The organism is Streptomyces sp. NPDC093600, from assembly GCF_044764755.1.
In the GTDB taxonomy this organism is placed as follows: domain Bacteria; phylum Actinomycetota; class Actinomycetes; order Streptomycetales; family Streptomycetaceae; genus Streptomyces.
Genome location: NZ_JBIWIU010000007.1, coordinates 285,559 through 309,522, shown reverse-complemented (window position 1 = coordinate 309,522; position 23,964 = coordinate 285,559). Strand labels below are relative to the sequence as shown.

The 23,964-nt window shown below is 72.2% G+C and carries 22 protein-coding genes; 10 read left to right on the top strand and 12 right to left on the bottom strand.

Annotation, left to right across the window (positions count from 1 at the left end):
- The first annotated feature begins 109 nt into the window (after nt 1–109).
- The 3 genes from ACIRB4_RS19780 to ACIRB4_RS19770 all read left to right on the top strand — a co-directional run bounded on the left by ACIRB4_RS19780 (nt 110) and on the right by ACIRB4_RS19770 (nt 4,335).
- Entirely contained in the window at nt 110–844 is a 735-nt protein-coding gene (locus ACIRB4_RS19780) for an ABC transporter ATP-binding protein (protein ID WP_403292832.1), read from the top strand.
- Nucleotides 841–3,696 carry an FtsX-like permease family protein gene (locus ACIRB4_RS19775; RefSeq protein WP_403292830.1) on the top strand — a complete coding sequence of 952 codons (2,856 nt, stop codon included), beginning with the start codon at nt 841–843 and terminating at the stop codon, nt 3,694–3,696. Before ACIRB4_RS19780 ends, ACIRB4_RS19775 begins: the two co-directional genes overlap by 4 nt.
- Before the next feature lie 96 nt (nt 3,697–3,792).
- A complete protein-coding gene (locus tag ACIRB4_RS19770) occupies nt 3,793–4,335 on the top strand; it encodes a bacterial proteasome activator family protein (protein ID WP_403292828.1) in 543 nt (180 codons plus the stop codon).
- 129 nt (nt 4,336–4,464) lie between these two features.
- On the opposite strand, the gene ACIRB4_RS19765 is transcribed toward ACIRB4_RS19770, so the two are convergent.
- From ACIRB4_RS19765 to pdhA, 7 genes are all read right to left on the bottom strand, one after another.
- Nucleotides 4,465–5,451, bottom strand: coding sequence for an NAD(P)H-quinone oxidoreductase (locus tag ACIRB4_RS19765; RefSeq protein ID WP_403292826.1), 987 nt, complete (start codon nt 5,449–5,451; stop codon nt 4,465–4,467).
- 10 nt (nt 5,452–5,461) lie between these two features.
- Nucleotides 5,462–6,520, bottom strand: a complete 1,059-nt coding sequence (locus ACIRB4_RS19760) for a potassium channel family protein (RefSeq protein WP_403292957.1) — start codon at nt 6,518–6,520, stop codon at nt 5,462–5,464.
- 20 nt (nt 6,521–6,540) lie between these two features.
- Nucleotides 6,541–7,962 (bottom strand): molybdopterin molybdotransferase MoeA, encoded by a 1,422-nt coding sequence (locus ACIRB4_RS19755; RefSeq protein ID WP_403292824.1) that lies wholly within the window; start codon nt 7,960–7,962, stop codon nt 6,541–6,543.
- Nucleotides 7,959–8,867, bottom strand: a complete 909-nt coding sequence (locus ACIRB4_RS19750) for a DUF6457 domain-containing protein (protein WP_403292822.1) — start codon at nt 8,865–8,867, stop codon at nt 7,959–7,961. Before ACIRB4_RS19750 ends, ACIRB4_RS19755 begins: the two co-directional genes overlap by 4 nt.
- A gap of 136 nt (nt 8,868–9,003) precedes the next feature.
- The gene (locus ACIRB4_RS19745; RefSeq protein ID WP_403292821.1) at nt 9,004–10,473 is read right to left on the bottom strand and encodes a dihydrolipoamide acetyltransferase family protein; all 1,470 of its coding nucleotides are present in this window, start codon (nt 10,471–10,473) and stop codon (nt 9,004–9,006) included.
- Nucleotides 10,473–11,498, bottom strand: a complete 1,026-nt coding sequence (locus ACIRB4_RS19740; RefSeq protein WP_403292819.1) for an alpha-ketoacid dehydrogenase subunit beta — start codon at nt 11,496–11,498, stop codon at nt 10,473–10,475. Before ACIRB4_RS19740 ends, ACIRB4_RS19745 begins: the two co-directional genes overlap by 1 nt.
- The gene (gene pdhA, locus ACIRB4_RS19735; RefSeq protein ID WP_403292956.1) at nt 11,498–12,658 is read right to left on the bottom strand and encodes a pyruvate dehydrogenase (acetyl-transferring) E1 component subunit alpha; all 1,161 of its coding nucleotides are present in this window, start codon (nt 12,656–12,658) and stop codon (nt 11,498–11,500) included. The genes ACIRB4_RS19740 and pdhA overlap by 1 nt, the downstream gene beginning before the upstream one ends.
- A 177-nt stretch (nt 12,659–12,835) precedes the next feature.
- Between pdhA and ACIRB4_RS19730 the strand changes: the two genes are divergently transcribed.
- Entirely contained in the window at nt 12,836–13,333 is a 498-nt protein-coding gene (locus ACIRB4_RS19730) for an Lrp/AsnC family transcriptional regulator (protein WP_403292817.1), read from the top strand.
- A gap of 11 nt (nt 13,334–13,344) precedes the next feature.
- Here the strand turns inward: ACIRB4_RS19730 and ACIRB4_RS19725 are convergent, their stop codons facing one another.
- Both ACIRB4_RS19725 and ACIRB4_RS19720 read right to left on the bottom strand, forming a co-directional pair.
- Nucleotides 13,345–13,938, bottom strand: coding sequence for a TetR/AcrR family transcriptional regulator (locus ACIRB4_RS19725; RefSeq protein WP_403292816.1), 594 nt, complete (start codon nt 13,936–13,938; stop codon nt 13,345–13,347).
- Nucleotides 13,935–15,515: a 3-hydroxyacyl-CoA dehydrogenase gene (locus tag ACIRB4_RS19720; protein ID WP_403292814.1), complete on the bottom strand. Its 1,581-nt coding sequence runs from the start codon at nt 15,513–15,515 to the stop codon at nt 13,935–13,937. Before ACIRB4_RS19720 ends, ACIRB4_RS19725 begins: the two co-directional genes overlap by 4 nt.
- Before the next feature lie 121 nt (nt 15,516–15,636).
- Here ACIRB4_RS19720 and paaN point away from each other — a divergent pair, with 121 nt between their 5' ends.
- The gene (paaN, locus tag ACIRB4_RS19715; RefSeq protein WP_403292812.1) at nt 15,637–17,331 is read left to right on the top strand and encodes a phenylacetic acid degradation protein PaaN; all 1,695 of its coding nucleotides are present in this window, start codon (nt 15,637–15,639) and stop codon (nt 17,329–17,331) included.
- Nucleotides 17,332–17,349: 18 nt separating this feature from the next.
- Here the strand turns inward: paaN and ACIRB4_RS19710 are convergent, their stop codons facing one another.
- From ACIRB4_RS19710 to ACIRB4_RS19700, 3 genes are read right to left on the bottom strand one after another with little or no spacing between them, the layout of a single operon-like run.
- Nucleotides 17,350–18,054 carry a TrmH family RNA methyltransferase gene (locus ACIRB4_RS19710; RefSeq protein WP_403292810.1) on the bottom strand — a complete coding sequence of 235 codons (705 nt, stop codon included), beginning with the start codon at nt 18,052–18,054 and terminating at the stop codon, nt 17,350–17,352.
- Nucleotides 18,051–19,379: an HTTM domain-containing protein gene (locus ACIRB4_RS19705; RefSeq protein WP_403292809.1), complete on the bottom strand. Its 1,329-nt coding sequence runs from the start codon at nt 19,377–19,379 to the stop codon at nt 18,051–18,053. Before ACIRB4_RS19705 ends, ACIRB4_RS19710 begins: the two co-directional genes overlap by 4 nt.
- Complete coding sequence (locus ACIRB4_RS19700) at nt 19,376–20,083, bottom strand: DUF5819 family protein (protein WP_403292806.1); 708 nt, start codon at nt 20,081–20,083, stop codon at nt 19,376–19,378. Before ACIRB4_RS19700 ends, ACIRB4_RS19705 begins: the two co-directional genes overlap by 4 nt.
- Nucleotides 20,084–20,194: 111 nt before the next feature.
- Between ACIRB4_RS19700 and paaA the strand changes: the two genes are divergently transcribed.
- From paaA to ACIRB4_RS19675, 5 genes are read left to right on the top strand one after another with little or no spacing between them, the layout of a single operon-like run.
- The gene (paaA, locus tag ACIRB4_RS19695; protein ID WP_403292805.1) at nt 20,195–21,334 is read left to right on the top strand and encodes a 1,2-phenylacetyl-CoA epoxidase subunit PaaA; all 1,140 of its coding nucleotides are present in this window, start codon (nt 20,195–20,197) and stop codon (nt 21,332–21,334) included.
- On the top strand, nt 21,331–21,618 hold the full coding sequence (paaB, locus tag ACIRB4_RS19690; protein WP_356887161.1) for a 1,2-phenylacetyl-CoA epoxidase subunit PaaB: 288 nt from the start codon (nt 21,331–21,333) through the stop codon (nt 21,616–21,618). Before paaA ends, paaB begins: the two co-directional genes overlap by 4 nt.
- On the top strand, nt 21,615–22,337 hold the full coding sequence (gene paaC / locus ACIRB4_RS19685) for a 1,2-phenylacetyl-CoA epoxidase subunit PaaC (protein WP_403292802.1): 723 nt from the start codon (nt 21,615–21,617) through the stop codon (nt 22,335–22,337). Before paaB ends, paaC begins: the two co-directional genes overlap by 4 nt.
- On the top strand, nt 22,331–22,828 hold the full coding sequence (gene paaD / locus ACIRB4_RS19680; RefSeq protein WP_403292801.1) for a 1,2-phenylacetyl-CoA epoxidase subunit PaaD: 498 nt from the start codon (nt 22,331–22,333) through the stop codon (nt 22,826–22,828). The genes paaC and paaD overlap by 7 nt, the downstream gene beginning before the upstream one ends.
- Entirely contained in the window at nt 22,829–23,917 is a 1,089-nt protein-coding gene (locus tag ACIRB4_RS19675) for a 2Fe-2S iron-sulfur cluster-binding protein (protein ID WP_403292799.1), read from the top strand.
- The last annotated feature ends 47 nt before the right edge of the window (nt 23,918–23,964 follow it).

Genomic DNA, 23,964 nt, shown 5'->3' with positions numbered 1-23,964 from the left:
GCGCCTGCTCGCGGCCCCATGACCCGTACCACCTCATCAACCGCTCCGTGCGCGACCACGAGCGTCCGCCACCCGGACCTCCGGCCGCGTACGTCCAAGGGGGATCTCCATGTCCACACAGCAGCCCGTGCTGCAACTGAAGAACCTGACCCGTGTCCACGGCTCGGGAGCCACCGAGGTGCACGCCCTGCGCGGCATCGACCTCGCCGTCTACCCCGGTGAACTCGTCGCCGTCATGGGCCCGTCCGGCTCGGGCAAGTCCACCCTGCTCACCATCGCGGGCGGCCTCGACACCCCTACCTCCGGCCAGGTGATCGTCGAGGACACCGACATCACCACCGCCGACCGCAAGGCGCTCGCCGCCCTGCGCCGCCGCAGCATCGGTTACGTCTTCCAGGACTACAACCTCATACCGGCACTCACCGCCGCCGAGAACGTGGCCCTCCCCCGCGAGCTGGACGGCGTCTCCGCCCGCAAGGCCCGTGCCGAAGCCGTCGCCGCCCTGGAGGAGATGGAGCTCGGCCACCTCGCCGACCGCTTCCCCGACGAGATGTCCGGCGGCCAGCAGCAGCGCGTCGCCATCGCCCGCGCCCTGGTCGGCGACCGGCGTCTCGTCCTCGCCGACGAGCCGACCGGAGCCCTCGACTCCGAGACCGGCGAGTCCGTCCTCGCCCTGCTGCGCACCCGCTGCGACGCCGGTGCGGCGGGCGTCCTGGTCACCCACGAGCCCCGGTTCGCCGCCTGGGCCGACCGGGTCGTCTTCCTGCGGGACGGCGCCGTCGTCGACCAGACCGTGCGCAGCGAGGCCGACTCGCTCCTGTCCGGCCAGGCGGCCGAACGGTGAACACATGGTTCCACTCCTGGCGCGCCGCGATCCGTATAGCCCGCCGTGACGCCTGGCGCTACAAGGGCCGCAGCTTCCTGGTCCTCGCGATGATCGCCCTGCCCATCCTGGGTGTGAGCGCCGCCGACCTGACCCTGCGCAGCTCCGAACTCTCCACCGAGGAGCGGCTGAGCCGGACCATCGGCGCCGCCGACGCCTGGTTCGACGACAGCGACTACGGCGGTGTCCCGATCCTGCAGTCTCCGGACGGCGAGATGAACACGCCGGCCAAGGACTACGGCGACCAGTCGTGGCCGAGCGGTCCGACCGACGTCACCAAGACCTTCCCGGCCGGCTCGACCGTCCTCACCGACACCTCCGGCAGCGGCAAACTGACGACCGTCCACGGACTGCTCCAGACGGAGATCCGTGAGCTCAAGGCCACCGACCCGATGGCCCGGGGCATCATGACCCTCCAGGAGGGACGCTTCCCGGAGAAGGCGGACGAGGTCGCCGCGACCACGCACTTCCTGGAGGCCAGCGGCCTGACGATCGGCTCCACCCTCTCCGCGCGCGGTTACGACCGTCCGTACCGGATCGTCGGCGCCTACGAGCTCCCCAACGAACTGAAGGCCGACCAGGTCAACGCCCTGCCCGGCGCCTTCCTCGCCCCGTACGCGAAGGCCGCCGAGCGCGCCGGGCTGACGAAGCCCGAGCACTCCACCAGGTATCTGGTGAAGCTGTCCGGTGGTTTCACGTGGAACATGGTCCAGCAGATCAACACCAAGGGTGTCGTGGTCGTCTCACGCGCCGTGCTGATGGACCCGCCCGCCGACTCCGAGGTGCCGCTGTACCAGAAGGAGAACTGGGGCAACTACCGGATGGGCAGCGGCGTCCCAGCCGCCGAGCTCGCCGCGCTCGGGACCGTCGTCGGCCTGGCGATGCTGGAGATCTGCCTTCTCGCCGGTCCCGCGTTCGCCGTCGGCGCCCGCCGCTCGCGCCGCCAGTTGGGTCTGGTCGGGGCCAACGGCGGCGACCGCAGCCACATCCGGGCCATCGTGCTGAGCGGTGGCCTGGTCATCGGCGTCGCCGCCGCCATCGTCGGCACGATCCTCGCCCTGATCCTGACCTTCGCGCTCCAGCCGCTCCTGGAGGAATACATGGGGCAGCGGTTCGGCAGCTTCGACATCCGCCCGCTGGAACTGCTCGGCATCGCGCTGATCGCCGTGCTGACCGGCCTGATGGCCGCGATCGTCCCGGCCATCACCTCGTCGCGGCAGACGGTGCTCGCCTCGCTCACCGGCCGTCGCGGTGTCCGCCGCAGCAGCCGGGTGCTGCCCCTGATCGGCCTGGCCGCCGTGCTGCTCGGCGGGGCGATCGCGCTCTACGGATCGGTCGTCTCGGACCAGTTCGTCATCGTCGCGGGCGGCAGCGCCATCGCCGAGCTGGGCGTGGTCGCGCTGACCCCCGCCCTGGTGGGCCTGTTCGGCCGGACCGGCCGCTGGCTGCCGCTCTCCCCGCGCCTCGCCCTGCGGGACGCCGTACGCAACCGGGGCCGTACGGCCCCCGCCGTCGCCGCCGTGCTAGCCGCGGTCGCCGGGACCGTCGCCGTCTCCACGTACGCGGCGAGCCGGGACGCCCAGGCCGAGGCCGAGTACCAGGCCAGGCTCCCGTACGGGGCGGTCTCCGCGCTCGTCGCGGAGGAGGGCGGCCGGGACGTGCCGGCGGTCCGTGACGCCGTGCAGCGCCTGCTGCCGGTCGACACCCGCGCGGACGTCGACCGGGTGCAGGTCGGCAAGGCCAACTGTTCGCCGTACGGCGGACCGGGCTGCGGACGCTACGAGATCGTCATCCCGAAGGCCAACGAGTGCCCGCTGTGGGCCCCTTCCGTCGACGGCGAGGACCCGGCGGCGAAGTTCTCCCGGCAGGAGCGGGAGAAGCTGGCCAAGGACTGGCGCTGCAAGCAGGGCGACGACGGCGGCGTCAATGTCGAAGGCGGCCTGCTGATCGGTGACGCCAAGCTTCTGAAGGTGCTCGGCATCAAGGACGCCGGTGCCGAGAAGGCCCTCGCCGAAGGAAAGATCGTCTCCTTCGCCAAGCCCCAGGTCGACCGGGACGGCACGGTCGACATCAAGCTGATCGCCGACCAGGCGAAGGCCGACCAGGCCGCGGAGGAGGGCAAGCCGGTACCGGGCGAGGTCAAGAGCCTCCCCGCCTACCTGGTGCCCGAGGGACAGAAGGCGTACGGCGTCCAGGGGCTCATCACCCCGGCCACGGCCAAGACCGCCGGCCTGTCCACGGTGCCGCTCGGCTCGTTCTTCTCCACCGACCGGATGCCGACCACCGAAGCGCGGCAGAAGCTCGACGGCGAGCTCGCCAAGATCGGCAGCGATGTCGACCTGCATCTGGAGGAGGGGTTCGTCGGCGACAGCAGCATCGTGCTCCTGGCGCTGACCGTCTTCGCCGGTCTGGTCACCATCGGTGCGGCCGGTATCGCCACCGGCCTGGCTCAGGCCGACGCCGAGGCCGACCTCAAGACGCTCTCCGCGGTCGGCGCGCCGCCCCGGGTCCGCCGCACGCTGAGCGGATTCCAGTGCGGGGTGGTCGCCGCGATGGGCGTGATCCTCGGGTCGGTGGCCGGTGTGCTGCCGGCGATCGGGCTCCGGCTCACCGAGGAACGCGCGCAGACGCGGTTCTACGAGGAGGCCCTCGCACAGGGCTGGGGCGGCAGCACCACGCCTCCGTACGTCCCGGTCGTCGTCCCCTGGGAGACGCTTCTCGCCCTGCTGATCCTCGTGCCCCTCGGCGCCGCTCTGCTGGCCGCGCTGGTGACGCGCTCGCGCGGAGCACTGGCCCGCCGGGCCGCGACCTGACCGGTTCGTTGCCTTCCTGTGCCCCTGTACGAGGGTGGATCACCCTCGTACAGGGGCACACCGTGTGGTGAGGCACGCGTACGAGAGAATGGCGGCATGGAGATGCCGAGGAATGAACGGTCGCAGGAGAGCCCCCAGGTCCTCATCGTGGGACAGGACGGAATGGCGCTCGGCGGCACTCAGGGTGACGACGAATCCCGCGAGGTCCCGGTGACGGAAATGGTCGAGCAGCCTGCGAAGGTCATGCGCATCGGCAGCATGATCAAGCAGCTTCTGGAGGAAGTACGCGCGGCACCTCTCGACGAGGCCAGCCGGGTCAGGCTCAAGGAGATCCACGCCAGCTCGGTCAAGGAGCTGGAGGACGGGCTCGCGCCCGAGCTGGTCGAGGAACTGGAGCGTCTCTCCCTGCCGTTCACGGACGAGGCCATTCCCTCCGAGGCGGAACTGCGGATCGCGCAGGCCCAGTTGGTGGGCTGGCTGGAGGGTCTCTTCCACGGCATCCAGACGGCGCTGTTCGCCCAGCAGATGGCGGCCCGCGCCCAGTTGGAGCAGATGCGCCGGGCCCTGCCGCCGGGTGCCGGCCACGACGACGAGGACCAGGGCCCCGGCCACCCGGTCCGCTCGGGCCCGTACCTCTAGGCACGAACCAGGCGAGGGGTCCGGCGCACGCGCGTGCACCGGGCCCCTCGCTTTCGTATGTGCTTTCGTGCGCGCTTTCGTACGTACGGCCTTTGTGCGGCCGGTTCTTGTACGGACGGTTCTTGTACGTCAGATCTGGGGCGCGAGCAGCAGGACCTTGCCCACGTGGGTGCCGGAGTCCAGGGCGCGGTGGGCCTCGGCGGCATCCGGCATCGGCAGTGTGCGGTCGACGACCGGACGGATCGTGCCGGCACCGATCAGCGGCCAGACATGCTCGCGGACCGCGGCGACGATCGCCGCCTTCTCCTCCAGCGGGCGGGCGCGCAGCGTGGTCGCCGTGATCGCGGCGCGCTTGGCCATCAGGGCGCCCAGGTTCAACTCGCCCTTCACTCCGCCCTGCATACCAATGATGGCGAGGCGCCCGTTGACCGCGAGCGCCTTCACGTTCCGGTCGAGGTACTTCGCTCCGACGATGTCGAGGATGACGTCCGCGCCCGCCCCGTCCGTCGCCTTGCGCAGCTCCTCCACGAAGTCCTGTTCGCGGTAGTCGATGAGGATGTCCGCGCCCAGCTCGGCGCAGCGCGCCAGCTTCTCCGGGCCCCCGGCCGTGACCGCGACCCGGGCCCCGACCGCCTTGGCGAGCTGGATCGCCATCGTGCCGATGCCGCTGGCGCCGCCGTGCACCAGGAGCGTCTCCCCCGGCCGCAGATGGGCGATCATGAAGACGTTCGACCAGACCGTGCTGGTGACCTCGGGCAGCGCGGCCGCCGTGACCAGGTCCACGCCGTCGGGGACCGGCAGCAGCTGGCCCACGGGGACGGCCACCTTCTCCGCGTAACCGCCGCCCACGAGCAGGGCGCACACCTCGTCGCCGACCGACCAGCCGGACACCCCGGGGCCGAGCGCGGCGATCCGGCCCGAGCACTCCAGACCCGGGTACGGAGAGGTGCCGGGCGGCGGGTCGTAGAAGCCCTGGCGCTGAAGCAGATCGGCACGGTTGACGGCGCTCGCCACCACCTCGACGAGGACCTCGCCCTCGGCGGGCACGGGATCGGGCACCTCGGCCCAGACCAGCGCCTCGGGACCACCGGGTTCCGGAATCGTGATCGCATGCATGGCGGCGAGGCTACTCCGGAGGAGTGGACAGAGGAGTGACGGGCGCCGCGCGCACGATCGTGATCACACGGTCCGTCAACTGCAGCGGACTCGCGGCCGGATCGTCGTAACTGAGCAGCCGGTGGCCTCGCAAGACGCTGACCACCAGGTCCTCGGTCTCGCGCACGCTCTTGCCCACCTCGGCCTTTATGACCGGCCGTTCGATGAGGTCGAGTCCCGAGCCCTGCTGGATCAGATCCTCCATCACCGTGCCCGCGCTGGGGCTGAGCACCGAAAGACCGAGGAGCCGCCCGGCCGCGCTGGCGCTGGTGATCACGGCGTCGGCGCCGGACTGGCGCAGCAGCGGCGCGTTCTCCTCCTCCCGTACCGCGGCGACGATCTTCGCTCCCCGGTTGAGCTGCCGGGCCGTGAGGGCGACCAGCACTGCGGTGTCGTCGCGCTGGGTCGCGATGACGATCTGTCGGGCCTTCTGCACCTCGGCACGGAGCAGCACATCGCTGCGGGTCGCGTCGCCGATCACACCGACGAAGCCGTCGGAGTTCGCCGTCTCGATCACCTTGTCCGACGGGTCGACGATGACGATGTGGTCCTTGCGCAGTCCTGTCGCGCAGAGGGTCTGGATCGCCGAGCGTCCCTTGGTCCCGAAGCCGACGATGACGGTGTGATCGCGCAAGGTGGACCTCCAGCGGTTCAGCCGCCACTCCTCCCGGGTCCGTTCGGTGAGGACCTCGAGAGTGGTGCCGACCAGAATGATCAGGAAAAGCACGCGCAGGGGCGTGACCAGCAGGACGTTGACGAGCCGCGCCGAGTCGCTGTGCGGGACGATGTCGCCGTATCCCGTGGTCGAGAGCGTGACGGTCGCGTAGTAGACGGCGTCGAGGAAGTCGACGGTCTCGTTGGCGTTGTCGTGATACCCCTCCCGGTCGACGTAGACGATGACGACCGTCACGACCAGCACCGCCAGCGCCATCAGCAGCCGCTTGCCCACCTGGCGCAGGGGCCGCTCGACGATCTGCCGGGGCATCCGGATACGGGACGGAGCCACCTTCTCGTCGACATGGCGCGCCATGATGTCCCGGCTGGGAAGTTTCACGTGAAACACACTCCTTGGGACGCGTCCTGGGCCGGGGCCACCGTCCAGGGGAGGTCGAGGATCTCCAGGGCGTCACCGGGCCGCGCACCGCGGGGAGGCACGACGGCCATGCCGTCCGCCGCCGCGATGCCACGAAGCATCGCCGGGCCGTTGTAGTGAAGCGGCACCGCCCGGTCTCCGTGGTGGACGATCGGGACGAGCCGGGTGTCATGGGGGTGGCCGTGCACCTCGTCGCGTACGGGCACGCGGTACGGCGGGGGGACCGGGGCGCCCGCCAGCGCGCGGAGCAAGGGCTCGGCGAGTGTGAGGAGGCCGGAGACGGCGGCCAGCGGGTTCCCGGGCAGCCCGACCACATGCCTGACCGGCCGGCCTTCTCCACCCTGGCTGCCTTGCCCGCCCGAAGGGCCGGGGTCGAGGCGGGCGAGGAGCATGGGGTGACCGGGGCGGACCTTCACGCCGTCCACGAGCAGGGCGGCTCCCGCCTTGGCCAGAACGGGGTGGACGTGGTCGACGGGGCCGGCGGCCGTGCCTCCGGTGGTGATGACCAGGTCGGCCTCGGAGCCGGTGACGGCGGCGTGGAGGGCGTCGGCGTCATCGCCGATCCGGCGGGTGGCGAGGACCTCGGCGCCCAGCGCGCTCAGCCAGGGGCCGAGCATGGGACCGAGGGCGTCACGGATCAGGCCGTCGTGGGGGCGCCCGGCGGTGAGCAGCTCGTCGCCCAGGACCAGGATCTCCACGCGAGGCCGGAGCAGTGTGCGCAGTTCGTCGTATCCGGCGGCCGCGGCGAGGCCGAGGACCGCCGGAGAGACCGTCGTACCGGCGGGCAGCAGCTGGTCCCCGGAACGGCACTCCTGGCCCCGGGGACGGATGTCCTGGCCTTGGACGACCGGACGCACGGCGTGCAGATGGCCGCCGGAGTCGGTACGGGAGTGCTCGCTGCGGAGGACCGCCGTCGTCTCGGCCGGGATCCGGGCGCCGGTGGCGATCCGTACCGCCGTGCCGTCGGCGAGCGCGGCGGCGGGCGTCTGGCCCGCGAGTACGGCTTCCGTCTCGCGGATCTCCCAGGGGCCGGGGCCCGCGACCGCCCATCCGTCCATGGCGGAGGTGTCGAAGGACGGCAGATCGGTGAGGGCGCGCAGCGGCTCGGCGAGCACCTGTCCGAGCGCCTGCCCGAGGGGGACGCTTCGCGCCGCGCGGCCGGCACCGGCCGCCGCTCCGGCGCGGGCGGCTACGGCGCGTGCGTCGGACCAGGGGGTGGCGCGGTGGGACTCCGCGGGCCGGGGCCGGGGCCGGGCGACGAGGGCGAGCGCCTCGTCGACGCCGTCGCCGTCGGACTCGGGACGGTGCTGGGGCTCGGTGTCCCTGCCGGGCTGGGTGGCGTCCTGGGAGACGGGTGTGGCGCGTTCCTGCGGGGTCATCCGGCCGCGTCCTGCTCCGCCTCGGCGGCCCACCGGCGGGCGAGCGCGGCGGCCTTGCGGGCCGCCTCGGCGACGGCCTGGGATCCCCCTTCGCCGCCGGCCGCGGCCTGGGCCGCCGCGTAGCCGACCAGGAACGTGGTCAGCGGCGCGGCGGGGCGGGCGACCCCATGGGCGGCGTCACGGGCGAGGTCGAGCAGCACGCCGGTGTCGACGTCGATCTCGAGACCCAGCTCGTCCTTGACTGCGGTGATCCATTCGTCCAGCACGTTCCCATGCTCCCTGATCCGGGCCCGGGCCGTGGCAATGTCCTCCCAGGTGTCGCAGTCGAAGGAGGCCAGGGGCTCCGCGGTGACCCGGACGGTGCGGAGCCTTCGCGTGAGCAGACGCAGCGGGAGGCCGGTGAGGGTGCCGTGCTCGGCGGCGATGAGAGCGAGCTCACGCCGGAGCGGCTCGGTGCGATAGGCGGCGACCAGCGGCTGGTCCCGCCCTTCGCTGTCGACCAGCACGGCGGCTTCGGCCGGTCCGGCGTGGAGGGCCGCTCCGGATTCGGGAATCCCCGGGGCCGGGCCCTCGGCCAAGGCGTCCAGGAGACGGTGGCCGGTCTTCTCGTCCAGGAAGGGGAGATCGGCCGAGAGGACGAGCACCGTACCGGCCGACACCCCTCGTGCCCCGGCGCCCAGCGCGGCCAGCGGCCCGCCGCCGGGCGGGTCCTCCCTGGTCCACTCCACAGGCCGTACGGTCTCCCGTCGGCTGCCGACGACGACCGTCCGCCCGGCTCCCCGGCAGCCGCCGAGCACCCGGTCGAGCAGTGCCCGGCCGCCGACCCGCACCTGGGGCTTGTCCACCCCGCCCAGCCGTCTGGCCGCCCCTCCGGCCAGCACGATGGCGTCATACGCGGTCGTCATCCCAGCAGTATGAGCCGCGCCCGCCCGCTTGGAGCCGGATGATCGGCGACGTCTCAAGGACGGAGACGTCCGGGCCCGGCCGGTGGAGGCGCCGTGCGGGCGGGACGGGCCGTGGGACCCGCCCCGCGCCCAGGGGTCAGACGGTGCGAAGCAGGACCGCGGGCTGTTCCACGCAGTCCGCGACGTAGCGGAGGAAGCCGCCCGCCGTGCCGCCGTCGCAGACCCGGTGGTCGAAGGTGAGCGACAGCTGGACGACCTGGCGGACGGCCAGCTCGCCCTGGTGCACCCATGGCTTCGGGATGATCCGGCCCACTCCGAGCATCGCCGCCTCGGGGTGGTTGATGATCGGGGTGGAACCGTCGACCCCGAACACCCCGTAGTTGTTCAGCGTGAACGTCCCACCGGTCAGGTCCGCCGGTGTCAGCGTCCCCTGCCGGGCCGACTCGGTCAGCCGCGCGAACTCCTCCGTCAGCGACTCCGCGGTGCGCGTGCCCGCGTCCCTGACCACGGGGACGACCAGACCGCGGGGGGTCTGGGCCGCGAAGCCGAGGTGCACGGACGGCAGCCGCACGATCTCCCGGGCCGCCGTGTCCACGGTGGAGTTGAGCTCGGGGAAGCGGGCGAGCGCGTGCACGCAGATCCGGGCGAGGAGCGCGAGCAGCGAGATCTTGGGGCCGCCCGCCGCGTTCATCGCCGCCCGGGCCGCCATGAGCTCGGTCGCGTCGGCGTCGACCCAGCAGGTCGCGTCGGGGATCTCCGTACGGCTCCGGCTGAGCTTGTCGGCGACGGCCCCCCTGACCCCGCGCAGCGGGATCCGCTCACCGCCGACGGCGGTGACCGGCGGCGCGGCGGCCGGGGCCGCGTCGACGCCCGCCCCGGTCGTGGCGGCCGCGAGGGCGCTCTCCACGTCCGCCCGCAGGATCAGCCCTTCCGGCCCCGAACCGCGCACCTTCCGAAGATCGAGCCCGCGCTCCCGGGCCAGCTTGCGGACGAGGGGTGAGATGACCGGCACGGGCCCCTCGTGGCCACCGGCCGCGGGGGAGGCGCCGTTGCCACGCACCGAACCGGCAGAGGAGGCAGGGGACGCGAGGGACGCGGGGGAGGCCGAGGTGCCCGGCTGCGCGCCGGCGGTCCGTACGGGCTTCGTTCCGGCCGGAGTCGTCGTCGCTACGGCGGGGTCGTCGCGGCGGACCCGGCGGCGCCGGGCCGTGGGGCCTGCCGTGCCGTAGCCGACGAGGACATTGCCGGAGTACTCCGACGACTCGGCGTCGGCGGCCGAGCCGGCAGAAGCGGCCGAGCCGGTGGAGGCGTGCGTACCGGTGGACGTCGCGCTCGGACCCGGCGCGCCCGAGCCCTCCGCGCCCCCCACCGCGACCGTCAGCAGCGGGGCCCCGACCGGCAGTTCCGTGCCCTCGTCACCGAACCGGGCCGTCACCACACCGCCGTACGGGCACGGCACCTCCACCATCGCCTTGGCGGTCTCCACCTCGACGACCGGCTGGTCGATGGCGACGACGTCGCCTACGTTCACCAGCCAGCGCACGATCTCCGCCTCGGTCAGTCCCTCACCGAGGTCGGGCAGCTTGAATTCGAGCACCTGGGCCATCAGCTCCCCGCCTCCCACTGCAGCCGCGCCACCGCGTCGAGGACCCGGTCCACACCCGGCAGATGGTGCCGCTCCAGCATCGGCGGCGGGTAGGGGATGTCGAATCCGGCGACCCGCAGCACCGGCGCCTCCAGGTGGTGGAAGCACCGCTCGGTCACGCGGGCCGCGATCTCGCCGCCGGGCCCGCCGAACCCGGCCGACTCGTGCACCACGACCGCCCGCCCCGTGCGCCGCACCGACGCGCAGACCGTCTCGTCGTCGAAGGGCACCAGCGAACGCAGATCGACCACTTCCAGGTCCCATCCCTCCGCCCGCGCGGCCTCCGCCGCCTCGAGACAGACCGGCACGGACGGCCCGTACGTGATCAGCGTGGCGCTGCGGCCACTGCGCCGCACCACCGCCCGGCCGATCGGCTCCACGGCCGCCGGCGCCTCGGGCGACCAGTCGGACTTGGACCAGTAGAGCCGCTTGGGCTCCAGGAAGACCACGGGGTCGTCGGAGGCGATGGCCGCCCGCAGCAGCCCGTAGGCGTCCTCCACCGTGGCCGGCGTGACGACATGGAGCCCCGGAGTCGCCATGTAGTACGCCTCGGAGGAGTCGCTGTGGTGCTCGACGCCGCCGATGCCACCGCCGTACGGCACCCGGACCACCAGCGGCATCGGCATCGCACCGCGCGTACGGTTCCGCATCCGCGACACATGGCTGATCAGCTGCTCGAACGCCGGGTAGGCGAAGGCGTCGAACTGCATCTCGACGACCGGCCGCAGCCCGTACATCGCCATGCCGACCGCCGTGCCGAGGATGCCCGCCTCGGCCAGCGGGGTGTCCGTGCACCGGTCCTCGCCGAACTCCTTGGCGAGGCCGTCGGTGACCCGGAAGACCCCGCCGAGCGTGCCGACGTCCTCCCCGAGGACGTGGACCGTCGGGTCCTCGGCCATCGCGTCGCGCATGGCCCGCTGCAGGGCCTGCGCCATGGTGGCGGGCTTGGTCGCCGCCCGGCCCGCCGTCTTCTGCGCGGTGGTCATCACGCCTCGCTCTCGGCGTCGAGTTCGGCCCGCAGCTGCGCCGCCTGCTCGCGCAGCTGTGTCGTCTGCTCGGCGTACACGTGCGCGAACAGGTCCATCGGGTCCAGCACCGGGTCGGCGTTCATCCGCTCGCGCAGCGCCGCCGCCATCGCCTCGGCGGCGTCCGCCGCGGCCCGCTTCCCGTCCTCGTCGAGCATGCCGCGCTCCGTCAGTTCCCGCTCAAGCAGCAGGATCGGGTCGTGCGCCCGCCAGGCCTCGACCTCGCTGTCACCGCGATAGCGGGTGGCGTCGTCGGCGTTGGTGTGGGCGTCGATGCGGTACGTGACTGCCTCGACCAGCGTCGGTCCACCGCCCCGCCGCGCGCGGGCCACGGCCTCGGTCAGCACCTGGTGGACGGCGACGGCGTCGTTGCCGTCGACGAGCCGGCCCGGCATCCCGTAACCGACGGCCTTGTGGGCCAGGGACGGCGCGGCCGTCTGCTTGGCGAGCGGTACGGAGATCGCGAAGCCGTTGTTCTGCACCAGGAACACCACCGGTGCCTGCCAGACGGCCGCGAAGTTCAGCGCCTCGTGGAAGTCGCCCTCGCTGGTGCCGCCGTCGCCGACCATGGCGAGCGCGACCACGTCGTCGCCCTTGAGCCGGGCCGCGTGGGCCAGGCCCACCGCGTGCGGAAGCTGGGTGGCGAGCGGGGTGCAGAGCGGGGCGATCCGGTGCTCACGCGGGTCGTAGCCGGTGTGCCAGTCCCCGCGCAGCAGCGTCAGCGCCTCCACGGGGTCGAGGCCGCGGGCGACGGCCGCCAGGGTGTCGCGGTACGAGGGGAAGAGCCAGTCGCGGTCCTCCAGCGCCAGGGCGGCGGCCACCTCGCTCGCCTCCTGGCCGGTGGTCGACGGGTAGACGGCGAGCCGGCCCTGCTTGGTCAGGGCCGTGGCCTGCGCGTTGTACCGCCGTCCGCGCACCAGCTCCGCGTAGAGCCGCCGCAGCAGCTCCGGGTCGGCGTCGGCCACCGCGTCCGTGCCGAGGATCCGGAACGGCTCGGCGTCCGGCAGCAGCGGAGCAGGGTCCGTGCGCGGCTTCCACGCCGGAGGCGGGGTGGGCCGGTAGGCGGGGGCGGCGGCGGGCGGCTCTTGGACTGTCGAACTGCGCTGTTGCAACGAGTCCACCTCCTCGTGGGAGCGGGCATAAGACCCGAAGGCGGGTGGCGCGAGTGTGGCGCGCCTCACCTACCGATTGTTCGGTCGTGGAGGCATTTTGGCTACAGGCGCCCTCAGCCTGTGGACAATCGGTTCTCCACAGCCTGGGATAGAGGCAGGTCGTCCATGGGAGAGAGGCGGGGGGACATGGCGGATGAACAAATGGCCGACGACGGGGAGCGAGGGCAGACAGCGCGGCCGCTGGACGCCATCGACCGGTCCATCCTGCGCATCCTGCAGACGGACGGTCGCGCGTCGATACGCTCCGTCGCCGAGCGGGTCCATGTCTCCCGGGCCAACGCCTACGCCCGGATCAACCGGCTGATCGACGACGGGGTGATCCGCGGCTTCAGCGCCCGGCTGAACCACGAGCGGGCGGGCCACGGCGCCTCCGCCTACATCACGCTGAAGATCGTCCAGAACTCCTGGCGCACCGTCCGCGAACAGCTCCAGGCGCTGCCGGGAGCGGCCCACATCGCCCTGGTCAGCGGTGATTTCGACGTCCTGCTGCTTGTGCACACGCCGGACAACCGGACCCTGCGGGAGCTCGTCCTCACCAGGATCCAGTCGATTCCGGAAGTGCTCTCCACGCGCACGCTGCTGGTCTTCGAGGAGACGGATCTCGATCCCGACCACCCGCGCTGAGCCAGTAGGGCTCAGCGCGCCGTGCGCAGCCCGTCGAAGGCGAGGTGGACGACGGTGTCGGCGAGCAGTTCGCGGTCCGCGTTCCCGCCCGGGTGCGGCCGGTACCACTCCACCAGCGAGTTGATCATGCCGAAGAGGAGCCGGGTGGCGAGCTTGATGTCCACGTCGGCCCGCAGATCGCCGTCGGCCACCGCCGCCTTCAGCAGCTCGGCCACCTTCTGGTCGAACTCGCGGCGCCGTTCCAGCGCCCACCGCTCGGTCCTGGTGTTGCCGCGGACCCGCAGCAGCAGCGTGACGTACGGCAGCTCCGCCGTCAGCACTTCGACGGTGCGCCGGGTGACGTACTCGACCCGCTCGATGGCCCGGCCCTGCCCGGCACCCGGCTCGTCCAGGATCGCGAAGAGCCCGTCGAGCGCGCGGCTGACGGCGCGCCGCAGCAGCTCCTCCTTGCCCGTGACGTGGTGGTAGATCGAGGACTTGGAGATGCCGGCGGCCTTGGACAGGTGCTCCATGGACGTGCCGTCGTAGCCGCGCTCGTTGAAGACCCGCACGGCGACGGAGAGCAGCGTCTCGGGCGTGTACGTGTCACGCTTCACGGTGGTCATCGGCCGCCCTCCGACTCCCCGTCGGCGTACGAATGGCGGAAGAGCGCCAGGGAGGGCGCGTACCGTCCGCTCGGGTCGCGCCTGTGCAGCTCCTCCAGGAGGCTGAAGGCCCAGTTCTTGCCGAGCCGACGGCTCCATTCCAGGGGGCCGACCGGGTAGTTGACGCCCAGCCGCATCGCCGTGTCGATGTCCTCCTCGGTGGCCACGCCCTTGGCGACGGCGTCGTGCGCCAGGTCGATGAGGCGTGCCACGGTCCGGGCCACGATCATGCCGGGAACATCACCGATGACGCTGACCTTCTTGCCGAGCGCCTGGAAGAGCCCGGTCGCCTGGACGAGCGTCTCGGGCAGCGTGTCCGGCCCGGCGGAGAGGGCGATCCGGGTCGCCTCGCGGTAGTCGAGCGCCAGGTCGAAGTAGACGACGTCGCGGAACTCGACCGATGTCTGTCCGTCCGCGGGGACGACCTGGCCCCCGCTGGGCAGCACCAGCCGGGTGCCCTTGTCCTCGTCCTCCTCACGCACCGTGATCCCGGCCTCGCGGATCATGCCGAGCAGCTGGGCGCCGACCGGTCCGAGGTCACCCTCGGCGATGACGTAGGCAGGCGGTTCGGCCGGACCGGCGGTGTGCGGTTCGGGCCGGTGGGCGCCTTCCTCGTACGTGTACCAGCCGCGGCCCGTCTTGCGGCCGAGCATCCCGGACTCGACGAGGCGCCGCTGGGCGAGCGAGGGACGGAACTTGGGGTCCCGGAAGAAGGCCTCCCACACGGAGTGGGTGACGGCCTCGTTGACGTCGTGGCCGATCAGGTCGGTCAACTCGAAGGCGCCCATGCGGAAGCCGCCCGACTCGCGCAGGACGGCGTCGATCGTGGCGGGGTCGGCGCCCCGGTCCTCCTGGACCGCGAACGCCTCCGCGTAGAAGGGCCGGGCTATGCGGTTGACGATGAAGCCGGGGGTGTCGGCGCAGCGCACCGGCGTCTTGCCCCAGCTCTTCGCCGTGGCGTACGCGCGCGTGGCGGCGGCCGGGTCGGTGGCGAAGCCGCTGACGACCTCGACCAGCGGGAGCAGCGGGGCCGGGTTGAAGAAGTGCAGACCGACGAACCGGCCGGGCAGTCGCAGCACTCCGGCGATGGCGGTGACCGAGAGGGAGGAGGTGTTGGTGGCGAGCAGCGCGTCGTCGCCGACGATCTTCTCCAGCTCGGTGAAGAGTCCCTGCTTGACCGCGAGTTCCTCGACGATCGCCTCGACGACGAGCGCGGCGTCGGCCAGCTCCGCCAGATCGGCCGCCGCGTGCAGCCGGGCGATCGCGCCGTCCCGCTCGGCCGGGTCCAGCCGGCCCTTCTCGACCAGCCGGTCCAGACGGGCGGCGAGCGCCGTCACGGCCGCCTCGGCCCGGCCGGGAGCGCTGTCGTAGAGCCGTACGGGATGGCCCGCGACCAGCGCGACCTGGGCGATCCCCTGGCCCATGGTGCCGGTGCCGACGACGGCGACGGTACGGCTCCGGTCGAGGGCGTCGGTCCGGGTGTCCGGGGCGCTGTCCGGGAAGGCGTCCGGCCCGGCGTCGCTCACATTGGCGGTCATACGACTGATCCTCCCCGATGGGTTGTCCACAGCTTCGACAGACCCCCTTGTCCCGACCGATCGTTCGGTTACTCTAACTCTGTCCGCCTGCCCCTGCACAGCTCGACGAGGAGTTGCGCCCATGGCCGCCGCTCAGCTGACCACCGACCACCTGGCCGCGACGCACCGGTCCACACTGGACCAGGCTCTCGACACCATCCGCACCCGCGCCTACTGGTCGCCGCACCCCGAGCACCCCAAGGCGTACGGCGAGAACGGCTCGCTGGACGCGGCCGCCGGCCTCGCCGCATACCAGGCGCTGCTGAACAGCCGCTTCGAGCTGGACCAGCCCGGCACGGACGGCTGGACCGGCGGGGAGGTCTCGCCGTACGGCCCCGCGCTCGGGGTGGAGTACCCGCACGCCGACATCGACGTCCTGCTGCCCGCCATGCGCGCCGGCATGGCCGCCTGGCGCGACGCCGGGCCCGAGGTCCGCGCCCTGGTCTGCCTGGAGATCCTCGCCCGGATCTCCGCCCGCACCCATGAGTTCGCGCACGCCGTCATGCACACCAGCGGCCAGGCGTTCATGATGGCGTTCCAGGCCGGCGGCCCGCACGCCCAGGACCGCGGCCTCGAAGCGGTCGCGTACGCGTACGCGGAGCAGACCCGCACCCCCGGCAACGCCGACTGGTCCAAGCCGCAGGGCAAGCGGGACCCGCTGGAGCTGACCAAGGAGTTCACCCCCGTCCCACGCGGCATCGCGCTGATGATCGGCTGCAACACCTTCCCGACGTGGAACGGCTACCCCGGCCTGTTCGCCTCCCTCGCGACCGGCAACCCCGTCCTGGTCAAGCCGCACCCGCGCGCCGTCCTCCCGCTGGCCCTCACCGTCCGCGTGGCCCGTGAGGTCCTCGCCGAGACCGGCTTCGACCCGAACCTGGTCGCACTGGCCGTGGAGCGGCCCGGCGAGGGCATCGCCAAGACCCTGGCCGTCCGCCCCGAGATCCGGATCATCGACTACACCGGCTCCACCGCCTTCGGCGAGTGGCTGGAGACCCACGCCCGCCAGGCGCAGGTCTACACCGAGAAGGCGGGCGTCAACACGGTCGTCGTCGACTCCACGGACGACTACAAGGGCATGCTGTCCAACCTGGCGTTCTCCCTCTCGCTGTACAGCGGCCAGATGTGCACCACCCCGCAGAACCTGCTGATCCCCCGGGACGGCATCACCACCGACGCGGGCCCCAAGTCGTACGACGAGGTCGTCACCGACCTCGCGGCGGCGGTCGGCGGCCTCCTCGGTGACGACGCCCGGGCGAACGCCCTGCTCGGCGCCCTGGTCAACCCCGACGTGAAGGCGCGCCTGGAGGCCGCGGCGGAGCTCGGCGAGGTGGCGCTCGCCTCCCGCGAGGTGCCCAACCCGGACTTCCCGGACGCCGTCGTCCGTACGCCCGTCATCGTGAAGCTGGACGGCTCCAAGCCGGACGCGGAGGCGGCGTACTTCTCGGAGTGCTTCGGACCGGTCTCCTTCGCCGTCTCGGTCGACTCGACCGCCGACGCCCTGGAGCTGCTGCGCCGCACGGTCCGCGAGAAGGGCGCGATGACGGTCGGCGCGTACACCACCTCCGTCGACACCGAGCGCGCGGTTGAGGAGGTCTGCCTGGAGGAGTCGGCCCAGCTCTCGCTGAATCTGACGGGCGGGGTCTACGTCAACCAGACCGCCGCGTTCTCCGACTTCCACGGCTCCGGCGGCAACCCGGCCGCGAACGCGGCCCTGTGCGACGGAGCGTTCGTCTCCAACCGCTTCCGCGTGGTGGAGGTCCGCCGCCAGGCCTGAGGCACGCGCGCGGGGGCCCTACGGGGCCTCCGCGCCGGTCCCGCCGTCGCCGGTGATCTCGGCGTACCGCTGCACCCACGCGTGCATGGCGATCGCGGCCGCCGCCCCCGCGTTGATCGACCGGGTCGAACCGAACTGGGCGATCGAGCACACCATCAGCGCGTGCTTGCGGGCCTCCTCCGTGAGCCCCGGCCCCTCCTGGCCGAAGAGCAGCACACAGCGGCGCGGCAGCACCGTCCGCTCCAGGGGCACCGCTCCCGGCAGGTTGTCGATCCCGATGATCGGCAGGTCCTCGGCCGCCGCCCAGGCCGTCAGCGACTCGGTGTCCGGGTGGTGGCGCACATGCTGGTAGCGGTCGGTCACCATCGCGCCGCGCCGGTTCCAGCGCCGCCGCCCCACGATGTGGATCTCCTTCGCCAGAAAGGCGTTGGCGGTCCGCACCACCGAACCGATGTTGAAGTCGTGGCCCCAGTTCTCCACCGCCACATGGAAGTCGTGACGCCGGCTGTCCAGGTCGGCGACGATCGCCTCGCGTGTCCAGTAGCGGTAGCGGTCGACGACATTGCGCCGGTCCCCGCCGGCCAGCAGCTCCGGGTCGTAGCGCTCACCCTGAGGCCAGGGCGACGGGTGCGGACCGACACCGACCTCGGGCGCGTACCCGTCGTCGTACTGGATCGGCTCGGTCGGCCCGCCGGCCTCGGGGTTCTCGTCGGTGGTGCTCACCCGACGAGGGTACGGGGGGCCGGCTCCTCACCCGTACGGCGCTGCTTCGGCACCGCACCGCCGGGCAGCCGCGACAGCAACCGGTCCCGGCCGCGCCCCACCGCCGCGCCGAGCCCGACCAGGAACGCCGTCGGCAGGAACACCGCGTCCGCGGAGATCATCGCCAGCGAGAAGACGGGAAGCCCCAGGAGCACGGCGATCCCCGCGTGCTCCAGCATCATGGCGACCAGAAGGACGTTCTTGACCTTGCGGTTGAAGAGCGTGAAGGGGAAGGCGACCTGGACGAGGACGGTGCCGTAGGTCAGCACCATCACCATCACCCCGCTGGACCCCAGCAGGTCTGAGAGGCCGGGCCAGGGGGTGAAGTAGTCCAGCTCCAGCGGGTAGTACAGCGCGGTGCCGTCCTGCCAGCGCGAGCCCTGGATCTTGTACCAGCCGGCCGTGGCGTAGATCAGACAGACCTCGGCCATGATCACGACGAGCGTGGCGTTGTGGGCGAGGTTGGCCAGCACATCGAGGAGCGTGCGCGGCTCACCGGGCGCGAGGCGGCACACCAGCCACCACAGCGCATGACCCAGCCACAGCACCCACAGCAGCACCAGCAGCCAGGGCTCGCCCGTGACCCCGGAGAAGGCGGTGGCGGCGAGCAGAAAGCCGCCGAGCACGGTCCACAGCAGCGGTCCCACGACATCGCGCCGCTGGCGCGATGGCGGCGGGGGCGGCGGGTGGCCGGCCTCAGGCGCCGCGGGCGCCTCACTGATTTCCGCAGCCTCATGGGCGTCACGGGCCTCACGGGCCTCGCGCTCCTGCCGTGCGGCGCGGCGGGCGTCCAGGGACCAGACCTGGCCGCAGCGGGTCAGGACGAGATAGATCGCGGCGAGGTGCACGACGTTGTCGCCGCCGTCCCCCACGAAGATGGAGCGATTCTGCAGCGACAGCACCCCGGCCATGAAGACCACCGACACGGCGCGGGTGTGCCAGCCCAGGAGCAGCAGGACGGCCGAGAGCACGGCGAGTCCGTAGACGATCTCGAACCAGAGCCGGCCGTCCGACCACATCAGCGCCGTGAAGGCACTGTTGTCGGCGATCAGCTGCCGTCCCATCTCCCACGACCAGGGGCCGTCCGGCCCGTAGAGCTCATGGCGGTGGGGCAGCTCGCGCAGCAGGAAGAGCAGCCAGGTGAGCGCGAAGCCGATCCGGACGATCGCGGTCTGGTACGGGCCGAGGGCCGAGGCGGTGACGCGCTGGACGGCCCGGGCGAGCCGGCGGTCGAACGGCTCACGGGCGTCGCGGCCGCGCGCCGCGCCTCCTGCTGGTCGGTTCACCGGCCGGCCTCCGTACGCTCGGCCCGCGTCCTGCCGGGCAGATCGGCCGTGCTCACCGTCCACCAGGGGACCTCCCGGTACACCGGTTTGGTGTCGGTCTTCTCGGTGCTCCACACCGGGGCCGGGATCGGGCGGACCGAGGAGCGGAGCTGTATCCGCTCCACCGTGCCCCCGAGATCCCGCTCATCGAGCCGGAGCATCACGATCCGCCGCATGTAGCCCTCGGAGAGCCGGCCGCGCAGACCGTTGGGCCGGTGGTCGTCGGTGTGGGAGTTGAGGTAGAAGTCCCAGGCCCGGCGGAGCACGTTCTGGTCGACGTGGCTGGGCAGCAGGCTGCCGCGGATCGCCTCCGCGTCCTGGGCCGACAGGTCGATCCAGCCGGTGGTGCGCCGGCCACCGTCGTCGCCGGCGACCTCGGCGCGCACCTGTACGGCGACGTTCTGCTGGAGCGGGTTGGGCGCGAACAGCTTCCAGTTCTGCTCGAACTCGGGGTAGACCCAGCCGTCGACCGCCTCGCCGTGCTGCTTGGTCAGCGTGTTCGAGGGCGCGACGTGCAGAAACACCATCGCGAGGTGGACGCAGGCGAAGACCCCGATCACGGCCAGGGCGACGGCGGCGACGACCTGGTACGGCAGCGACAGTGAGGCGATGCCGGCGCCCGCGCGGGGCTCCTCACGCACATCCTCGTCGTCGTACGCGTCCATCCCGCCCCGATCCCGATCGGCCCACCGCGTTATCCACAGGGTTGACACCATACGGGCCGCCGACCCACCATTGAAGTCATTCAACCGAACGATCGGTCGGTAGGGGATCAGATGACGGCAGGGACGGCAGCGACAACAGCGACCGCGGACGCACAGGACGCGCGGGCCGGACAGGGCCAAGCCACGACCGTGGCCACGGCGGCGACCCAGGCCGCCTACGAAGCGGTGTTCGACGCCGCCGTAGCCGCCGACGAGCGCATCGAACCGCGCGACTGGATGCCCGACGCCTACCGCGCCTCCCTCGTCCGCCAGATCGCCCAGCACGCCCACTCCGAGATCATCGGCATGCAGCCGGAAGCCAACTGGATCACCCGCGCGCCCTCACTGCGGCGCAAGGCGATCCTCATGGCGAAGGTGCAGGACGAAGCCGGCCACGGCCTGTATCTCTACAGCGCCGCCGAAACGCTCGGCACCAGCCGCGACGAGCTCCTCGACAAGCTCCACTCCGGCCGCCAGAAGTACTCCTCGATCTTCAACTACCCCACGCTGACCTGGGCCGACGTCGGCGCCATCGGCTGGCTGGTCGACGGCGCGGCCATCACCAACCAGGTCCCGCTCTGCCGCTGCTCCTACGGCCCGTACGCCCGCGCGATGGTCCGGATCTGCAAGGAGGAGTCCTTCCACCAGCGGCAGGGGTACGAAGCGCTGCTCGCCCTCTCCCAGGGCACCGAGGCCCAGCACGCGATGGCGCAGGACGCCGTCAACCGCTGGTGGTGGCCCTCGCTGATGATGTTCGGCCCGCCCGACGACGAGTCGGCCCACTCCGCGCAGTCGATGGCCTGGAAGATCAAGCGGCACTCCAACGACGAACTGCGCCAGCGGTTCGTCGACATCGCAGTCCCCCAGGCCGAGGCGCTCGGACTCACCCTCCCCGACCCGGACCTGCGGTGGAACGAGGAGCGCGGCCACTACGACTTCGGGCCGATCGACTGGACCGAGTTCTGGGAAGTCCTCAAGGGCAACGGCCCCTGCAACGAACAGCGGCTCAGCAGGCGGCGCCAGGCCCACGAGGACGGCACCTGGGTCAGGCAGGCCGCCGCGGCCTACGCCGAGAAGCACGAGAAGCGCGACCGGCACGACGGGCACGGCAGCCACGCCGCGCACGACAAGAACACCGAGGACGACACGAACACCGAGCACGCCGAGCGCGGCACGCGCACGGACCAGCGGGACGGGGAGGCACGGGCATGACCACCGACGGATGGCCCCTGTGGGAGGTGTTCGTGCGATCGCGCCGCGGACTGTCCCACACCCACGCGGGCAGCCTGCACGCGCCCGACGCGGAGATGGCCCTGCGCAACGCCCGCGACCTCTACACCCGCCGCAACGAAGGCGTGTCGATCTGGGTGGTCCCCTCCACCGCGATCACCGCCTCCTCCCCCGACGAGAAGGACCCCTTCTTCGAACCGTCGGCGGACAAGCCCTACCGGCACCCGACGTTCTACGACATCCCGGAGGGGGTGAAGCACCTGTGAGCGACACCGCGCTGATCACGGACGCCGCCCTCGCCCTCGGCGACGACGCCCTGGTGCTCTCCCAGCGCCTGGGGGAGTGGGCGGGCAACGCCCCCGTCCTGGAAGAGGACGTCGCCCTCGCCAACATCGCCCTCGACCTCCTCGGCCAGGCCCGGGTCCTGCTCTCCCTCGTCGGAGACGAGGACGAACTGGCCTACCTCCGCGAGGAACGAGCCTTCCGCAACGTCCAGCTCGTCGAGCAGCCGAACGGCGACTTCGCCCACACCATCGCCCGCCAGCTCTACTTCTCCACCTACCAGCGGCTCCTCTACGCCCGGCTGGCGACCGGCGACAGCCCCCTGGCCGGCCTCGCCGCCAAGGCCGTCAAGGAAGTCGCCTACCACCAGGACCACGCCGAGCACTGGACCCTGCGCCTCGGCGACGGCACCGCCGAGAGCCACGACCGGATGCAGCGCGCCTGCGACGCCCTGTGGCGCTACACCGGCGAACTGTTCCAGCCCGTCGAAGGACTCGACGTCGACCACGAGGCCATGGAGACCGCCTGGCTGGCCTCGGTCACCGCCGTCCTCGACCGCGCCACCCTCACCCTCCCCGACGGGCCGCGCGGCGGCGCCTGGAGCGCTGGCGCCGGCCGGCAAGGACTCCACACCGAGTCCTTCGGAAGGATGCTCGCCGAGATGCAGCACCTGCACCGCAGCCACCCGGGGGCGACATGGTGACCATGACAGCCCTGGAGGAGGAGCTCAGCCGGATCGCCGGCGCCGTTCCCGACCCGGAGCTGCCCGTCCTCACCCTGGAGGAGCTCGGCGTCCTGCGAGGGGCCCGCCTCCTCGGCCCCGGCAAGGTCGAGATCGCGCTGACCCCCACGTACACCGGCTGCCCCGCCATCGAGACGATGTCCTCGGACATCGAGCGCGCGCTCCACGACCACGGCATCCCGGAGGTCTCCGTCGTCACCGTCCTGGCCCCCGCCTGGTCGACGGACGACATCAGCGAGGAAGGCCGGCGCAAACTCGCCGACTTCGGCATCGCGCCGCCCCGCCCCCAGGGCCCCGCCGGAGGACCGGTGGCGCTCACCCTCGCGATCCGCTGCCCGCACTGCGGCTCCACCGACACCGAGCTGCTGAGCCGCTTCTCCTCCACCGCCTGCAAGGCGCTGCGCCGGTGCGTCGCCTGCCGCGAACCGTTCGACCACTTCAAGGAGTTGTAGATGGTGCCCTCAAGCGCCGGACGGGCTGGGTTCCATCCGCTCCGGGTGAGCGACGTCGAGCAGCTCACGGACGACTCGGTGGCCGTCACCTTCGCGGTCCCGCCCGAACTGCGCGAGACCTACCGCCACATCCCCGGCCAGCACCTCGCCCTGCGCCGCATCGCGTCGAACGGCGAGGAGATCCGCCGCACGTACTCGATCTGCACACCGGCCGCCCCGGCCGGACAGGATCCCGTGCTGCGCGTGGGCATCCGACTGGTCGACGGCGGCGAGTTCTCCACGTACGCGCTCAAGGAACTGGCCGTCGGCGACACCGTCGAGGTCATGGAGCCGATGGGCCGCTTCCTCCTCGCCCCCCGGCCCGGGCACTTCGCCGCCATCGTCGGCGGCAGCGGCATCACCCCGGTCCTCTCCATGGCCGCCACCCTCCTCGCCCAGGAGCCGGAAGCCCGGTTCTGCCTCATCCGGAGCGACCGCACCGCGTCCTCCACGATGTTCCTCGACGAGGTCGCCGACCTCAAGGACCGCTTCCCCGACCGCTTCCAGCTCGTCACCGTCCTCTCCCGCGAGGAGCAGCAGTCCGGTCTGCCGTCCGGGCGGCTCGACAAGGACCGGCTCACGGCTCTGCTGCCGGCCCTGCTGCCGGTCGACGAGATCGACGGCTGGTTCCTGTGCGGTCCCTTCGGCCTCGTCCAGGGCGCCGAGCGCGCCCTGCGCGGACTCGGCGTGGACCGCGGACGGATCCACCAGGAGATCTTCCACGTCGACGACGGCTCGGCGCCCGCCTCGCCACCGACCGCCGACGCGCCCGTCCACGCCACGCTGACGGCCACCCTGCACGGCCGTTCCGGCAACTGGCCCGTGCAGGAGGGGGAGACCCTCCTCGACACCGTGCTGCGGGCCCGCGCCGACGCCCCGTACGCCTGCAAGGGCGGGGTGTGCGGCACCTGCCGCGCCTTCCTGGTCGGCGGCGAGGTGCGGATGGACCGCAACTTCGCGCTGGAGCCGGAGGAGACCGAAGCCGGATACGTCCTGGCGTGCCAGTCCCACCCGGCCACCGCGGAAGTCGAGCTGGACTTCGACCGCTGACACCGCCGTACGCCGCCCTTCCAGGCGCGGCCCTTCCCATCGCCTAG

Excerpts from the sequence above, each read along its gene's own strand:
- ACIRB4_RS19750 (WP_403292822.1), bottom strand. The coding sequence starts at position 8,867 with ATGACGACCGCGTATGACGCCATCGTGCTGGCCGGAGGGGCGGCCAGA.
- paaN (WP_403292812.1), top strand. The coding sequence starts at position 15,637 with ATGGCCGCCGCTCAGCTGACCACCGACCACCTGGCCGCGACGCACCGG.
- ACIRB4_RS19755 (WP_403292824.1), bottom strand. The coding sequence starts at position 7,962 with ATGACCCCGCAGGAACGCGCCACACCCGTCTCCCAGGACGCCACCCAG.
- paaA (WP_403292805.1), top strand. The coding sequence starts at position 20,195 with ATGACGGCAGGGACGGCAGCGACAACAGCGACCGCGGACGCACAGGAC.
- ACIRB4_RS19760 (WP_403292957.1), bottom strand. The coding sequence starts at position 6,520 with ATGGCGCGCCATGTCGACGAGAAGGTGGCTCCGTCCCGTATCCGGATG.
- ACIRB4_RS19765 (WP_403292826.1), bottom strand. The coding sequence starts at position 5,451 with ATGCATGCGATCACGATTCCGGAACCCGGTGGTCCCGAGGCGCTGGTC.
- ACIRB4_RS19745 (WP_403292821.1), bottom strand. The coding sequence starts at position 10,473 with ATGGCCCAGGTGCTCGAATTCAAGCTGCCCGACCTCGGTGAGGGACTG.
- paaB (WP_356887161.1), top strand. The coding sequence starts at position 21,331 with ATGACCACCGACGGATGGCCCCTGTGGGAGGTGTTCGTGCGATCGCGC.
- ACIRB4_RS19740 (WP_403292819.1), bottom strand. The coding sequence starts at position 11,498 with ATGACCACCGCGCAGAAGACGGCGGGCCGGGCGGCGACCAAGCCCGCC.
- ACIRB4_RS19700 (WP_403292806.1), bottom strand. The coding sequence starts at position 20,083 with ATGGACGCGTACGACGACGAGGATGTGCGTGAGGAGCCCCGCGCGGGC.
- ACIRB4_RS19780 (WP_403292832.1), top strand. The coding sequence starts at position 110 with ATGTCCACACAGCAGCCCGTGCTGCAACTGAAGAACCTGACCCGTGTC.
- ACIRB4_RS19720 (WP_403292814.1), bottom strand. The coding sequence starts at position 15,515 with ATGACCGCCAATGTGAGCGACGCCGGGCCGGACGCCTTCCCGGACAGC.
- paaD (WP_403292801.1), top strand. The coding sequence starts at position 22,331 with ATGGTGACCATGACAGCCCTGGAGGAGGAGCTCAGCCGGATCGCCGGC.
- ACIRB4_RS19675 (WP_403292799.1), top strand. The coding sequence starts at position 22,829 with ATGGTGCCCTCAAGCGCCGGACGGGCTGGGTTCCATCCGCTCCGGGTG.
- ACIRB4_RS19770 (WP_403292828.1), top strand. The coding sequence starts at position 3,793 with ATGGAGATGCCGAGGAATGAACGGTCGCAGGAGAGCCCCCAGGTCCTC.
- ACIRB4_RS19730 (WP_403292817.1), top strand. The coding sequence starts at position 12,836 with ATGGCGGATGAACAAATGGCCGACGACGGGGAGCGAGGGCAGACAGCG.
- ACIRB4_RS19725 (WP_403292816.1), bottom strand. The coding sequence starts at position 13,938 with ATGACCACCGTGAAGCGTGACACGTACACGCCCGAGACGCTGCTCTCC.